The organism is Aureimonas sp. N4 (genome assembly GCF_001463925.1).
In the GTDB taxonomy this organism is placed as follows: domain Bacteria; phylum Pseudomonadota; class Alphaproteobacteria; order Rhizobiales; family Rhizobiaceae; genus Aureimonas; species Aureimonas ureilytica_A.
In genome coordinates, this window is sequence record NZ_BBWS01000042.1 from 100,708 (window position 1) to 113,303 (window position 12,596).

At 61.1% G+C, this 12,596-nt stretch carries 12 protein-coding genes; 10 read left to right on the plus strand and 2 right to left on the minus strand.

Annotation, left to right across the window (positions count from 1 at the left end):
- Positions 1-4: 4 nt before the first annotated feature.
- The 7 genes from AUL28_RS13080 to AUL28_RS13110 all read left to right on the plus strand — a co-directional run bounded on the left by AUL28_RS13080 (position 5) and on the right by AUL28_RS13110 (position 7,028).
- The gene (locus AUL28_RS13080; RefSeq protein ID WP_062233318.1) at positions 5-1,414 is read left to right on the plus strand and encodes a pyruvate dehydrogenase complex E1 component subunit beta; all 1,410 of its coding nucleotides are present in this window, start codon (positions 5-7) and stop codon (positions 1,412-1,414) included.
- 176 nt (positions 1,415-1,590) lie between these two features.
- Positions 1,591-2,994: a pyruvate dehydrogenase complex dihydrolipoamide acetyltransferase gene (locus AUL28_RS13085; protein ID WP_062233321.1), complete on the plus strand. Its 1,404-nt coding sequence runs from the start codon at positions 1,591-1,593 to the stop codon at positions 2,992-2,994.
- Positions 2,995-3,025: 31 nt separating this feature from the next.
- Positions 3,026-3,661, plus strand: a complete 636-nt coding sequence (locus AUL28_RS13090; RefSeq protein WP_062233323.1) for an SGNH/GDSL hydrolase family protein — start codon at positions 3,026-3,028, stop codon at positions 3,659-3,661.
- Between the two features lie 56 nt (positions 3,662-3,717).
- Positions 3,718-5,169: a dihydrolipoyl dehydrogenase gene (lpdA, locus tag AUL28_RS13095; protein ID WP_062233326.1), complete on the plus strand. Its 1,452-nt coding sequence runs from the start codon at positions 3,718-3,720 to the stop codon at positions 5,167-5,169.
- 111 nt (positions 5,170-5,280) lie between these two features.
- Positions 5,281-5,535 carry a GlsB/YeaQ/YmgE family stress response membrane protein gene (locus tag AUL28_RS13100; RefSeq protein WP_058598354.1) on the plus strand — a complete coding sequence of 85 codons (255 nt, stop codon included), beginning with the start codon at positions 5,281-5,283 and terminating at the stop codon, positions 5,533-5,535.
- 42 nt (positions 5,536-5,577) lie between these two features.
- Positions 5,578-6,549 carry a lipoyl synthase gene (gene lipA, locus AUL28_RS13105; RefSeq protein WP_062233328.1) on the plus strand — a complete coding sequence of 324 codons (972 nt, stop codon included), beginning with the start codon at positions 5,578-5,580 and terminating at the stop codon, positions 6,547-6,549.
- Positions 6,550-6,554: 5 nt separating this feature from the next.
- On the plus strand, positions 6,555-7,028 hold the full coding sequence (locus tag AUL28_RS13110; RefSeq protein ID WP_058598352.1) for a type II toxin-antitoxin system RatA family toxin: 474 nt from the start codon (positions 6,555-6,557) through the stop codon (positions 7,026-7,028).
- Here the strand turns inward: AUL28_RS13110 and AUL28_RS13115 are convergent.
- The gene (locus AUL28_RS13115) at positions 7,016-7,528 is read right to left on the minus strand and encodes a CinA family protein (protein ID WP_062233331.1); all 513 of its coding nucleotides are present in this window, start codon (positions 7,526-7,528) and stop codon (positions 7,016-7,018) included. The genes AUL28_RS13110 and AUL28_RS13115 overlap by 13 nt on opposite strands.
- A complete protein-coding gene (locus AUL28_RS13120; RefSeq protein ID WP_062233334.1) occupies positions 7,525-8,727 on the minus strand; it encodes a bifunctional 2-C-methyl-D-erythritol 4-phosphate cytidylyltransferase/2-C-methyl-D-erythritol 2,4-cyclodiphosphate synthase in 1,203 nt (400 codons plus the stop codon). The genes AUL28_RS13115 and AUL28_RS13120 overlap by 4 nt, the downstream gene beginning before the upstream one ends.
- A 151-nt stretch (positions 8,728-8,878) precedes the next feature.
- Here AUL28_RS13120 and AUL28_RS13125 point away from each other — a divergent pair, with 151 nt between their 5' ends.
- From AUL28_RS13125 to ntrC, 3 genes are read left to right on the plus strand one after another with little or no spacing between them, the layout of a single operon-like run.
- Entirely contained in the window at positions 8,879-9,946 is a 1,068-nt protein-coding gene (locus AUL28_RS13125; RefSeq protein WP_082640451.1) for a tRNA dihydrouridine synthase, read from the plus strand.
- A gap of 2 nt (positions 9,947-9,948) precedes the next feature.
- Positions 9,949-11,094: a two-component system sensor histidine kinase NtrB gene (locus tag AUL28_RS13130; protein ID WP_058598349.1), complete on the plus strand. Its 1,146-nt coding sequence runs from the start codon at positions 9,949-9,951 to the stop codon at positions 11,092-11,094.
- On the plus strand, positions 11,094-12,542 hold the full coding sequence (ntrC, locus tag AUL28_RS13135; RefSeq protein WP_062233337.1) for a nitrogen regulation protein NR(I): 1,449 nt from the start codon (positions 11,094-11,096) through the stop codon (positions 12,540-12,542). Before AUL28_RS13130 ends, ntrC begins: the two co-directional genes overlap by 1 nt.
- Positions 12,543-12,596 lie beyond the last annotated feature (54 nt).

Here is a 12,596-nt window from a genome sequence, read left to right on the forward strand (position 1 = left end):
CGCCATGCCGACCGAAATCCTGATGCCCGCCCTTTCGCCGACCATGGAAGAGGGCACTCTCTCGAAGTGGGTCAAGCAGGAGGGCGATAGCGTCTCTCCGGGCGACGTGATCGCCGAGATCGAAACCGACAAGGCCACGATGGAAGTCGAGGCCGTGGACGAGGGGACAATCGGTAAGATCCTCGTCGCCGCCGGCACGGAAGGCGTGAAGGTGAATGCGCCGATCGCGATCCTGCTGGGTGAAGGCGAAAGCGCCGCCGATATCGGCAAGGCTTCGGCCCCGGCCGCTGCCAGCGCTCCGCAGGAAGCCAAGCCCGAGGCGACCGACGCCGAGAAGTCGAAGCCGGCTGCCGTTCCGGCCCAGAGCCTGTCGCACCCCACGGCCGAAGACGCCGATGGCGACTTCGCGGAAGAAGTTCCGGCCGGAGCGACCATGGAAACCAAGACGGTGCGCGAAGCGCTACGCGAGGCCATGGCAGAAGAAATGCGCCGCGACGAGACCGTTTTCCTCCTAGGTGAGGAAGTCGCGGAATATCAAGGCGCCTACAAGATCAGCCAGGGGCTTCTCGACGAGTTCGGCGCGCGTCGCGTGGTCGACACGCCGATCACCGAACATGGCTTTGCAGGTATGGCCGTCGGCGCGGGCATGGCGGGTCTGCGTCCGATCGTCGAGTTCATGACGTTCAACTTCGCCATGCAGGCGATCGACCAGATCATCAACTCGGCGGCCAAGACACTTTACATGGCCGGCGGTCAGATGGGCTGCCCGATCGTGTTCCGTGGGCCGAACGGCGCGGCGGCGCGCGTCGCCGCGCAGCACAGCCAGGACTACGCCGCCTGGTACAGCCATATTCCGGGCCTCAAGGTCGTGCAGCCCTATTCGGCGGCGGACGCGAAGGGTCTTCTGAAGTCTGCCATCCGCGATCCCAATCCCGTCATCTTCCTCGAGAACGAGATTCTCTACGGCCATTCCTTCGAAGTGCCGCAGGTCGAGGATTGGACTGTCCCGATCGGCAAGGCTCGCATCCACCGCAAGGGCAAGGACGTCACGATCGTCTCCTTCGGTATTGGCATGACCTATGCGGTCGCGGCGGCCGAGCAGTTGGCGAAGGAAGGGATCGACGCTGAGGTCATCGACCTTCGCACCATTCGTCCGATGGATGTCGATGCGATCGTCCGCTCGGTGAAGAAGACGAACCGTTGCGTGACCGTCGAAGAAGGCTGGCCGCAGAGCTCGATCGGCTCCGAGATCGCCTCGCAGCTGATGGTCCGCGCCTTCGACTATCTCGACGCGCCGGTGCTCAAGGTCTGCGGCAAGGACGTTCCGATGCCTTACGCCGCCAATCTGGAAAAGCTCGCGCTTCCCTCGGCAAAGGACGTCGTCGAGGCGGTCAAGGCCGTCTGCTACCGCTGACATCAAGCTGAGCTTCCTCCATTTCGAGGGAGCCTTTCGAAAAAAGAGGAGACAGCGTCCGCGCTGTCTCCTGCCGCGCGGCGCGGGTCGTGCAAGGCTTGAGATCGCTCGCCGCCCGCACAGCGTAAGACGAATTCGAAGCCCCACCATGAGGGCGATTGAGGAGATCCGGGCAGATGCCGATCAACGTGACGATGCCGGCGCTCTCGCCGACCATGGAAGAAGGCAATCTCGCTAAGTGGCTGGTCAAGGAAGGCGATAAGGTCTCGTCCGGAGACGTCATCGCCGAAATCGAGACCGATAAGGCCACGATGGAAGTCGAGGCCGTGGACGAAGGCACGGTGGCCAAGATCCTCGTTCCCGCCGGAACGGAAGGCGTCAAGGTCAACGCGATCATCGCCGTTCTGACAGCGGAAGGCGAGGACGCGTCGGCAGCCGAGACCGGCAACGGTCCTGCCGCCTCCGCCTCCAAGCCGATAGCATCGTCGCCAGCGGCCGACAATGCCGCGGTCGGTTCGGAAGCGTCCGCGAAGGATGCCTCCCAGCGCGGCTATGAGCGCGCACCAGAAACCGCGACATCGAGCGAAGGCGGTCAGGCCGGTTCGGCATCGGCCTCGAAGGGAACACGTGTGTTCGCTTCGCCTTTGGCCCGCCGTATCGCAAAGGAGCAGGGCGTCGATCTTGGAGCTGTCTCCGGTTCGGGCCCGCATGGCCGCATCATCAAGCTCGACGTCGAACGCGCGGCGCAAAGCCCCAAGCCCGCCGCCGAGAACAAGCCTCAGGCGCAGGCCAGTGCTTCCGTCGCCGCGCCGGCCCCGGCTGCGAAAGCCCCCAACGACGACGCCACGCTCAAGCTCTTCGCAGAAGGCTCTTACGAGAAGATTCCGCATGACGGAATGCGTAAGACCATCGCCAAGCGTCTCGTGGAATCCAAGCAGACGGTGCCGCATTTCTACCTTTCGGTGGATTGCGAACTCGACGCGCTGCTCGCGCTGCGCAAGCAGCTCAATACGGCAGCCCCGACCATCAAGGGCGAGGCGGGCGAACGCCCAGCTTATAAGCTGTCGGTCAACGACATGGTGATCAAGGCCATGGCCTGCGCGCTGAAGGCGGTACCGGACGCCAACGTGTCCTGGACCGATAGCGCGATGCTGAAGCACAAACATGCCGATGTCGGCGTGGCGGTGTCCATCGATGGCGGCCTCATCACGCCGATCATCCGTCGCGCCGAGGAGAAGACCTTGTCCGCCATCTCCAACGAGATGAAGGATCTCGCCAAGCGCGCTCGCAGCCGCAAGCTCAAGCCGGAAGAGTATCAGGGTGGCACGACCGCCGTGTCGAACCTCGGTATGTTCGGCATCAAGGAATTCTCCGCCGTCATCAACCCGCCTCATGCCACGATCCTCGCGGTCGGTGCGGGCGAGGAGCGGGCCGTGGTCAAGAACGGGGCGATCTCGGTCGCCAACGTCATGACGGTGACTCTCTCCACGGATCATCGGGCTGTGGACGGTGCGCTCGGCGCCGAATTGATTTCGGCGTTCAAGCAGTTCATCGAAAATCCGATGAGCATGTTGGTCTAACGACTTAGCTTCGGGAGGGAGACGCGCAGGCATGAAGACGATTCTATGCTACGGCGACTCCCTCACATGGGGCTATGATGCCGAGGGTCCTAGCCGCCATGCCTACGCTGATCGCTGGCCATCCGTCATCGCCCACCAATTGGGCGATGACGTCAGGATCATTCCCGAAGGGCTGAACGGCCGGACCACGGCGTATGACGACCATCTAGCGGCTGCGGATCGCAACGGCGCGCGAATTTTACCGACCATGCTGGCCTCCCATGAGCCGATCGACGTCGTGATTCTAGCGCTCGGCACCAATGATCTGAAGCGTCACACCGGCGGCGGAACGGCTTTTCAGGCTGCCGCCGGTATCCAGCGCCTCATCGCTGTGGTTCGTGAGTTTCGATCGACGATGGGCTTCGCGATCCCCGATGTGTTGATCGTCTCCCCACCAGCCTTGGTGCCAACGCAGGACCCGGACTTTCATCAGATGTTCGGCGGCGCGATCGAAGAGTCGAGGCAGCTCAAATCCGCCTATGCTCGCGTTGCGCAGCAGGAGCAATGCGCTCATCTGGCAGCTTCAGATCATTGCGTGGCCACCCCCTTGGATGGCGTTCATCTCGACGCAGAAAACACCCGCACACTAGGCTTTGCCTTGGCATCAGCCTTGAAGTCCCGTTTCTAGAAATTGTCTCGCGCCATTTCGGGCGCGTCGTCCTTGTCTCAGAAGGAGCCGTTCCGATGGCCGAAAGCTACGACATCCTCATTATCGGTGGTGGTCCGGGCGGCTACGTCGCAGCCATTCGTGCCGCGCAACTCGGCTTCAAGACAGCCGTTGTCGAGCGCGAGCATATGGGTGGCATTTGCTTGAACTGGGGTTGCATCCCGACCAAAGCGCTCCTGCGCTCGGCCGAAATTTTCCATTATGCGGAGCATGGCTCGAACTACGGTCTGAAGATCGAAAAGCCGACCTTCGAAATGGATGCCGTGGTGAAGCGTTCGCGGGGCGTGTCCGCCCAATTGAACGGCGGCGTCGCGATGCTCATGAAGAAGAACAAGATCGATATCATCTGGGGTCAGGCCAAGATTAGCAAGGCCGCGAAGGGTGGTCCCGTCGAAGTCGAGGTCGGCGAGCCAACCAAACCAGCTGTCCAGCCGCAGAACGCGGTTCCGAAGGGCGTGCTTGGCTATGGGACGTACAAGGCTAAGCATGTGATTATCGCGACCGGCGCGCGGCCCCGCGTGCTTCCGGGCATCGAGCCGGATGGCGACCGCATCTGGACCTATTTCGAGGCGATGAAGCCGGCTTCCATGCCGAAATCGCTGATCGTGATGGGATCGGGTGCGATCGGCATCGAGTTCGCGTCGTTCTACCGGACCATGGGAGCGGACGTAACGGTGGTCGAACTGCTTCCGCAGATCCTGCCCGTTGAAGACGCGGAGATCGCAGCGGTCGCGCGCAAGCAGTTCGAGAAGCAGGGTCTGAAGATTCTGTCCGATGCGAAGGTCGCGAAGGTCGCCAAGACCGGCGACGGCGTGGAAGTGACGGTCGAGCAGGGTGGCAAGAGCCAGGTGCTGAAGGCCGAGCGGCTGATTTCGGCCGTTGGTGTTCAGGGGAATACCGAAGGTCTGAACCTCGAAGCGATCGGCGTTGCTGTGGAGCGCGGCATCATCAAGATCGACGCGGTCGGCCGAACCAATATCGAAGGCGTTTACGCGATCGGCGACGTCGCGGGTGCGCCGATGCTGGCGCACAAGGCCGAGCATGAAGGCACGATCTGCGTCGAAGCGATCAAGGGGCTCCATGTCCATCCGATGAAGCGTGAGCAGATCCCCGGCTGCACCTACTGCCAGCCACAGGTCGCGTCGGTGGGGCTGACAGAAGCCAAAGCCAAAGAAAACGGCCGCGAGGTAAAGGTCGGTCGATTCCGGTTCATCGCCAACGGCAAGGCCATTGCTCTGGGCGAGCCGGAAGGCATGGTCAAAACCGTTTTCGACGCCAAGACCGGCGAGCTTCTCGGCGCGCACATGGTGGGGGCGGAAGTGACGGAACTGATCCAGGGCTTCGTGGTCGCCATGGGTCTGGAGACCACCGAAGAAGACCTGATGCATACGGTGTTCCCGCATCCCACGCTCTCGGAAATGATGCATGAGAGCGTTCTCGACGCTTATGGACGCGTCATCCACATGTGATCCGGCGCCCCGACGCCGTTTTGAAACTTCATCCCGCCTTGACCAGCCACAATTTCGCCCATCTACAATTTGGGCGAGCCAGATGGCCGCAGGCTTGGAAGGAGTTTCTGTATGAACGGCGTTGGAATCATCATGTCGATCATCCTCGGCGGTTTGGCGGGGTGGATCGCGGAAAAGATCATGAAGGCCAATGTCGGCCTTCTGACCAACATCATTCTGGGTATCGTGGGTGCCCTGTTCCTCAACTTCATCCTCGGCCTGCTCGGCGTCTACACCAATCCGAACTGGCTCACGCAGCTCATCGTCGCCATCGTCGGCGCCTGCATCCTGATCTTCCTTTGGCGCGCGATCCGCGGCCGAGCCTAAGGTCTCGTTGCGTCCGAAGGTGGCCTGTCTTAGATAAGGCTCATGGTCACCATTCTCGACACGCGCACAGTGGCTGAGGCGGCGCCTCGGCCACGACACCCCGAAAAGGCCCACCGTCCCGATACGGAGGTGCTGCCGAAGCCCGATTGGATTCGCGTCAAGGCGCCCGTTTCCCCTGGCTATTTCGAGACGCGCGAACTCGTCAAATCCAACAGACTCGTCACCGTCTGCGAGGAAGCGGGGTGCCCCAATATCGGTGGATGTTGGGAAAAGAAGCACGCCACCTTCATGATCATGGGCGGGATTTGCACGCGAGCGTGTTCCTTCTGCAACGTCGCTACCGGACTTCCGCACGCTCTCGACCCGGAGGAGCCGGCAAGTGTCGGACGCGCGGTGGCGAGAATGGGGCTCTCCCATGTTGTGATCACGTCGGTGGATCGCGACGATCTTCCCGATGGCGGCGCCGAGCATTTCGTGCAGACCATTCGCGCAATCCGCGCGGCGGCACCGGGCACGACAATCGAAATCCTGACTCCGGATTTTCTGCGAAAGCCGGGAGCGCTGGAGCGCGTGGTCGAGGCGAAGCCCGATGTCTTCAACCACAATCTCGAAACGGTGCCGCGCAATTATCTGACTGTGCGTCCGGGCGCGCGTTATTTCCATTCGATCCGCCTGCTGCAGCGCGTCAAGGAACTCGACCCCACAATCTTCACGAAATCGGGCATTATGGTCGGGCTGGGCGAAGAGCGAAACGAAATCCTTCAGCTGATGGACGATCTGCGGACGGCGGACGTCGATTTCATGACGATTGGCCAATATCTCCAGCCGACACGCAAGCATCATCCCGTGATCCGCTATGTCACGCCGGATGAATTCACCTCGTTCGAGACCGTTGGGAAAACGAAAGGCTTCCTTCTGGTGGCGTCCAGCCCTCTGACGCGGTCCTCTCACCATGCGGGTGAGGATTTCGAAAGGCTGAAGGCGGCGCGCTTGGCCAAGCAGGCCGCAGCTTAAATTTCATGCCTAAGTTCGAAAACAGCCAGATCGTCCGGCATACGCCTCGCCAGATGTTCGACCTCGTGTCGGATGTCGAGCGCTATCCAGAATTTCTGCCGCTCTGCCAACGCCTTGTCGTGCGCTCCAGAAAAGAGCGTGATGAGAAGATGTTGCTGATCGCGGATATGACGGTCGCGTACAAGATGGTCCGCGAGACGTTTACGTCGCAGGTTCTGCTGAAGCCGGCGGAGCGTGAAATCGACGTGAAATATGTCGATGGGCCATTTCGGTATCTTGAAAACCGCTGGATGTTTCGCGACCATCCTGATGGCTGCGAGGTCGTGTTCTTCATCGATTACGAGTTCAAGAGCCGCACGCTCGGACTCTTGATGGGTTCCATGTTCGATTTCGCCTTTCGGCGGTTTTCGTCGGCCTTCAAAGAACGCGCGGACGAGATTTACAAGTCAAATCCCGCAGCGAGCGATCAACCCGCTTGATTGCACTCGGTGCAGGAAAGAGCCTCGAGAAGAAGATCGAGCGCGACGATGACAGAGCCGTCGCGCACTCGGTCGCGTCCTAGATCACCGAACTGCTCGACATGATGACGGGTTCGAGCTTGCATCGAGACCGCGAAATGCACAAGCCCAACGGGTTTGTTCGGAGAGCCACCGCCTGGCCCCGCAATTCCTGTGATAGCGACAGCCAGATCAGCGTTTGAGGCCAATCGCGCGCCTTCGGCCATCGCCCGTGCCACCACCTCCGACACCGCGCCGTAGCGTTCGAGATCCAGCGCCGATACGCCAAGAACCTTCTGCTTCGCGAGATTGGAATAGGTGACGAACCCCCAGCCGAAAGATCCCGACGATCCCGGGATCGACGTGAGAGCGGACGCCACCAGGCCGCCGGTGCATGACTCGGCTGCAGTCACAGTCCATGACCGAGCCGTGGCCTGTTCGATGACGGCAAGGGCGCGGTGGCGAACGGCGTCATCGATCATGACCGTTCCTCTGCCTCGCCGTAAACGACGCTGGCTGTCGCGATCGCCGCGATGCCTTCGCGCCGGCCGATAAAGCCCAGCATCTCGTTCGTCGTCGCCTTGATCGAAACGCGCTCGTTGTCCAATCCGGTGACCTCCGAAATGCAGGCGACCATGGCGGCGCGATGCGGACCGACCTTCGGTGCTTCCGCGATCAAGGTGATATCGACGTTGCAGACACGGCCGCCCTTGGCGCGGACGATCTCGACCGCGTGCTGGAGGAACAGCGTCGAAGCAGCGCCTTTCCATTGGGGATCGCTCGGCGGGAAATGGGCGCCGATGTCACCCGCTCCGCAGGTCGCAAGCAGCGCATCCGTCAAGGCATGCAAACCGACATCCGCATCGGAATGTCCCAGAAGCGACTGATCGTGCGGAATACGGACGCCGCAGAGGGTGACGTGATCGCCTTCGACGAGTTGATGCACGTCGTAGCCATTACCGGTGCGGACATCGATCATGCCGGAAGTTCCTTTAAGCTTGTTGTCGGCCGCGACGATGTCTTCCGCCAGGGTCAGTTTCACATTTCCGATCTCGCCGGGCACCAGCGCCACGGGATGGCCCAGCCATTCGAACAGCGAGGCATCGTCGGTGAAGGAAAGAGCCGTCTGCTGAACCGCCGCCTCATGCGCGCCCAGGATCAGGCCGAAGGGAAAGCCCTGCGGCGTCTGCGCGGCGAAAAGTTCGCGCCGATCGACCGTGTTGGCGATCAAGCCGCGATCGCCCATCCGCTTGATCGTATCTGTGACCGGAACCGAGGGGATCGCTCCGCCTCGTTCCGTGATGGCATCCAGAACGGAGGCAATCACGCGCTCGGATACGAAAGGGCGCACCCCATCATGTATCAAAACGACATGCGGCGCTGCCTCGCGCAGAGCTTCCAAACCTTTCAAGACGGAGGCTTGCCGTGTGATGCTGCCTTCTACGAGACGGACCCGATCCCCGTAAGACGCAAGACAATCCCGAGCCCGATCCACATCGTCCGGGTGGATCAGGACCACGATGTTCTGGAACATCGGGAATCGTAGGAAGGCTTCCACGGTCCATTGCAGGACCGGCCGGCCGCCGATCCGCCGATATTGCTTGGGGCCCTCGGCCGACTGTCCGGCTCGCTCACCCCTGCCAGCGGCCACGATCACCACGGCCGTCTTGCTCTGATCCATCAAAGCCCCCCTACCTCGTAAGGGGATTATCGCAAGAAGGACAAGTTGCAAGGGGGGTGCGCTCCGCGCATACGTGCAGCGCAACATTATATGTGCATGTCAACGTGCGTGTGCTTGTCTTTTAAGCATGCCCGGATATGGTACAGAAACAATGATGGAAAACGCGCCAAACGTTGCGGCTGCCGCTTATGACAGCGATGCCACTCCTTCTCACCTCCTCGCGCGCCTTTCCGGCGGGGCGGATGCATTCACGCGTGTCGTTCTAGCGCCTTTGTCCGGCATCACGGACATGCCGTTCCGCCGTCTCGTTCGATCGTTCGGGTTGAAGCTGGCCTTCTCCGAAATGATCGCGAGCGGGGAACTGATCAAAGGGCACGAAGATAGCCGTCTGCGCATGGCCCCGGATGGTGAAGGGTGCCATGCCATCCAACTGGCGGGGCGTGAGGCGAATGCCATGCGTCTGGCTGCACAACTTGCAGCCGCAGAGGGTGCCGAACTGATCGACATCAATATGGGATGTCCGGCCAAAAAGGTGGTCGGCGGCGCGTCAGGCTCGGCCCTGATGCGCGATCTCGACCATGCTCTTCGCCTGATCGAGGCGACGTTGGAAGGGGCAGGGCGGGTGCCGGTCAGTCTCAAGATGCGTCTGGGATGGGATCGGCAGTCTCTGAACGCGCCGGAACTCGCCGCGCGCGCTCAAATGGCGGGTGTTGCATGGGTAACGGTCCATGGGCGGACGCGGGATCAGTTCTACGAGGGCCGAGCCGATTGGTCTGCCATTTCCGAGGTAAAAGGGGCTGTGACGATTCCCGTCATCGCTAATGGCGATCTCGTCAGCTGTCAGGATCATCCCATCATGCTGGCGCAGAGCGGAGCGGATGCCGTCATGATCGGACGCGGTGTCTGCGGACGCCCTTGGTTCCCCGCCTATCTAGCTCGTTGTGCGCCGGCCGACTTGGCGAGCCACGGCTTGGCTGATCTTATCTGCAGCCACTACGAAGCGATGCTTTCGCATTACGGCGCAGCGGCGGGGCTACGCCACGCCCGCAAGCATCTGGGCTGGTATCTGGATCGTATCGGAACCTTCGATGCGCAAAAGGCCCTATTGCTGCGCGAGACCGAACCCTCTCATGTGCTCAGCGGACTGCAACATTTATTGGCCGGCCTCACGATCGGCGATGCCGACCCGGATCTTCGTACCCTGCGGAAAGCGGCGTGACCATGACCACCAACGCGAGTGCGTCGTTCTCCTCCAACGAGATGGGCATTCTGAATGCCCTGCCGCATCCTGTGTTCGTGCTGGGACCGACGAATGGATTCGTCTTCGTCAATTCGGACGCCGAACAGTTCTTCTCGGCCAGTTCGGCAAGTCTGACCAAGCGCGATCTCGGACACTTCATCCCGCACGACAGCCCGATTTTCGGATTGATCGATCAGGTCCGCGAGCACGATTCCCGCATCAGCGAATACCGTGTGGACGTTTCCTCGCCTCGCCTGGGCGGCGAGCGGCTGGTGGATGTCTATGTTTCGAGCCTCGGCGAGAAGCCAGGGCATGTCGTGGTGATGGTCCAGCTTCGATCGATCGCCGACAAGATGGACAGACAACTGACGCATCGCTCGGCGGCGCGGACGGTGACGGGGCTTGCAGCCATGCTGGCGCACGAAATTCGCAATCCCTTGTCAGGCATCAAGGGAGCGGCGCAGCTTCTCGAATCCTCCGCCAATGATGACGATCGCGTCCTGACGCGTCTGATCCAAGAAGAAAGCGACCGGATCGTCAAACTTGTGGATCGGATGGAGGTCTTCTCGGATCAAAGGCCGATCGAGCGGTCAGCGGTCAACATCCATTCGGTGTTGGAACACGTCAAAACGCTGGCCAAAAGCGGGTTCGCACGCGGCATTCGCATCCAAGAGACCTACGATCCGTCGCTGCCTCCGGTTTACGCTAATCGCGACCAGCTGATTCAGGTTTTCATCAACCTACTGAAAAATGCCAGCGAAGCGGTGGCGGGCCGAGAAGGGGGCGAGATCAAGCTGTCCACCGCGTTCCGGCCAGGCGTGCGTCTCTCGGTGCCGGGCACGAAATCGCGGGTGACCCTGCCGCTGGAATTCATCGTCGAAGACAATGGTGTCGGCGTGCCCGACGATATTCGCGAGCATATTTTCGATCCGTTCGTGACGACCAAACCAAGTGGAACGGGTCTCGGGCTCGCATTGGTCGCCAAGATCGTCGGGGATCATGGCGGGGTTATCGAATGCGAATCCCACACGGGGCATACGAGCTTTCGAATTTTGATGCCTGCCTGGATCGACTCGAACATCACTGACAGCTCATCAAACCGGACCACGGGAAGACGGACGCGATAATGGCCACCTCGCAAATTCTCGTTGCGGATGACGATGCCGCAATCCGAACCGTGATCTCTCAAGCCTTGATGCGTGCCGGGTTCGAGGTCCGCGTCACCTCGAACATCGCGACCCTCTGGCGCTGGGTCAGCGCCGGTGACGGCGATCTCGTGATCACCGACGTTCTCATGCCGGACGGCAGCGTCTTCGATGCTCTTCCGAAGATGAAGAACACGCGGCCGGACCTGCCAGTCATCGTCATGAGTGCGCAGAACACGTTCATGACCGCCATCAAGGCCTCGGAGAAGGGGGCCTATGATTACATTCCCAAACCCTTCGACCTGACGGAACTCATCTCGATCGTTCGACGTGCCTTGGCTGAGCCGAAGAACCCGGCCCGAATGGCGAACCCGGACGACAATGGCGAAACCATCCCGCTCGTGGGTCGCTCGCCTGCGATGCAGGAAATCTATCGCGCGCTTGCCCGCATGATGCAGACGGATCTGACCGTGACGATCACGGGCGAATCCGGCACCGGCAAGGAGTTGGTGGCGCGCGCGCTTCACGACTACGGCCGTCGCAGGAAAGGCCCGTTTGTCGCCATCAACATGGCGGCCATCCCGCGCGACCTCATCGAGTCCGAGCTCTTCGGCCACGAGAAGGGCGCGTTCACCGGCGCCCAAACCCGCACCAGCGGTCGCTTCGAACAGGCGGAAGGCGGCACGCTGTTTCTGGACGAAATCGGCGACATGCCGATGGAGGCGCAGACGCGGCTTCTACGCGTCCTCCAACAGGGTGAATATACCGTGGTGGGCGGGCGCACGCCGATCGCGACCGATGTTCGGATCGTCGCCGCTACCAACAAGGATTTGAGGCAGCTCATCCAACGCGGCCTGTTCCGCGAAGATCTGTTCTATCGCCTCAATGTGGTTCCGCTTCGCCTGCCGCCGCTGCGCGAGCGGATCGAGGATCTCAGCGATCTGGCCAACCATTTCTTTGCCATGGTGCAGAAGGAAGGGCTGGCGCGAAAGACGCTGACCTCCGGCGCGCTGGATGTGATGCGGCGCTATTCTTGGCCGGGCAATGTGCGTGAGCTGGAAAACCTCGTCCGCCGTCTTTGCGCGCTTTATCCGCAAGACGAAATCACGGCCGAACTGATCGAGCATGAGCTTTCGAACGATCACGCCAAGTCGCTCAGCGGCGACGCGGATGCCAGCAAACCCATCGACCTATCGGCGTCGGTCGAAAAATACTTGGCCGACTATTTCTCATCCTATGGCAACGATCTCCCGCCGCCAGGGCTTCACGGGCGGATCTTGCGGGAGGTCGAGTATCCCTTGATTGCGGCCGCGCTCGCTGCGACAAGGGGAAATCAGGTCAAGGCGGCGGACCTCCTCGGCGTCAATCGAAACACGCTACGGAAGAAGATCCGCGACCTCGACATCTCGATCGTTCGATCCATTCGTTAAAATTCCATCGAAATTTCGTTGCATTTCGGCCACAATATGTTGCAACTCCGTCAC

What these genes read in the sequence shown, in the direction of transcription:
- AUL28_RS13125 (WP_082640451.1), top strand. Translation starts at nt 8,879, where the DNA reads ATGATGGAAAACGCGCCAAACGTTGCGGCTGCCGCTTATGACAGCGAT.
- AUL28_RS13115 (WP_062233331.1), bottom strand. Translation starts at nt 7,528, where the DNA reads ATGATCGATGACGCCGTTCGCCACCGCGCCCTTGCCGTCATCGAACAG.
- AUL28_RS13100 (WP_058598354.1), top strand. Translation starts at nt 5,281, where the DNA reads ATGAACGGCGTTGGAATCATCATGTCGATCATCCTCGGCGGTTTGGCG.
- AUL28_RS13090 (WP_062233323.1), top strand. Translation starts at nt 3,026, where the DNA reads ATGAAGACGATTCTATGCTACGGCGACTCCCTCACATGGGGCTATGAT.
- lpdA (WP_062233326.1), top strand. Translation starts at nt 3,718, where the DNA reads ATGGCCGAAAGCTACGACATCCTCATTATCGGTGGTGGTCCGGGCGGC.
- lipA (WP_062233328.1), top strand. Translation starts at nt 5,578, where the DNA reads ATGGTCACCATTCTCGACACGCGCACAGTGGCTGAGGCGGCGCCTCGG.
- AUL28_RS13130 (WP_058598349.1), top strand. Translation starts at nt 9,949, where the DNA reads ATGACCACCAACGCGAGTGCGTCGTTCTCCTCCAACGAGATGGGCATT.
- AUL28_RS13085 (WP_062233321.1), top strand. Translation starts at nt 1,591, where the DNA reads ATGCCGATCAACGTGACGATGCCGGCGCTCTCGCCGACCATGGAAGAA.
- AUL28_RS13080 (WP_062233318.1), top strand. Translation starts at nt 5, where the DNA reads ATGCCGACCGAAATCCTGATGCCCGCCCTTTCGCCGACCATGGAAGAG.
- ntrC (WP_062233337.1), top strand. Translation starts at nt 11,094, where the DNA reads ATGGCCACCTCGCAAATTCTCGTTGCGGATGACGATGCCGCAATCCGA.
- AUL28_RS13120 (WP_062233334.1), bottom strand. Translation starts at nt 8,727, where the DNA reads ATGGATCAGAGCAAGACGGCCGTGGTGATCGTGGCCGCTGGCAGGGGT.
- AUL28_RS13110 (WP_058598352.1), top strand. Translation starts at nt 6,555, where the DNA reads ATGCCTAAGTTCGAAAACAGCCAGATCGTCCGGCATACGCCTCGCCAG.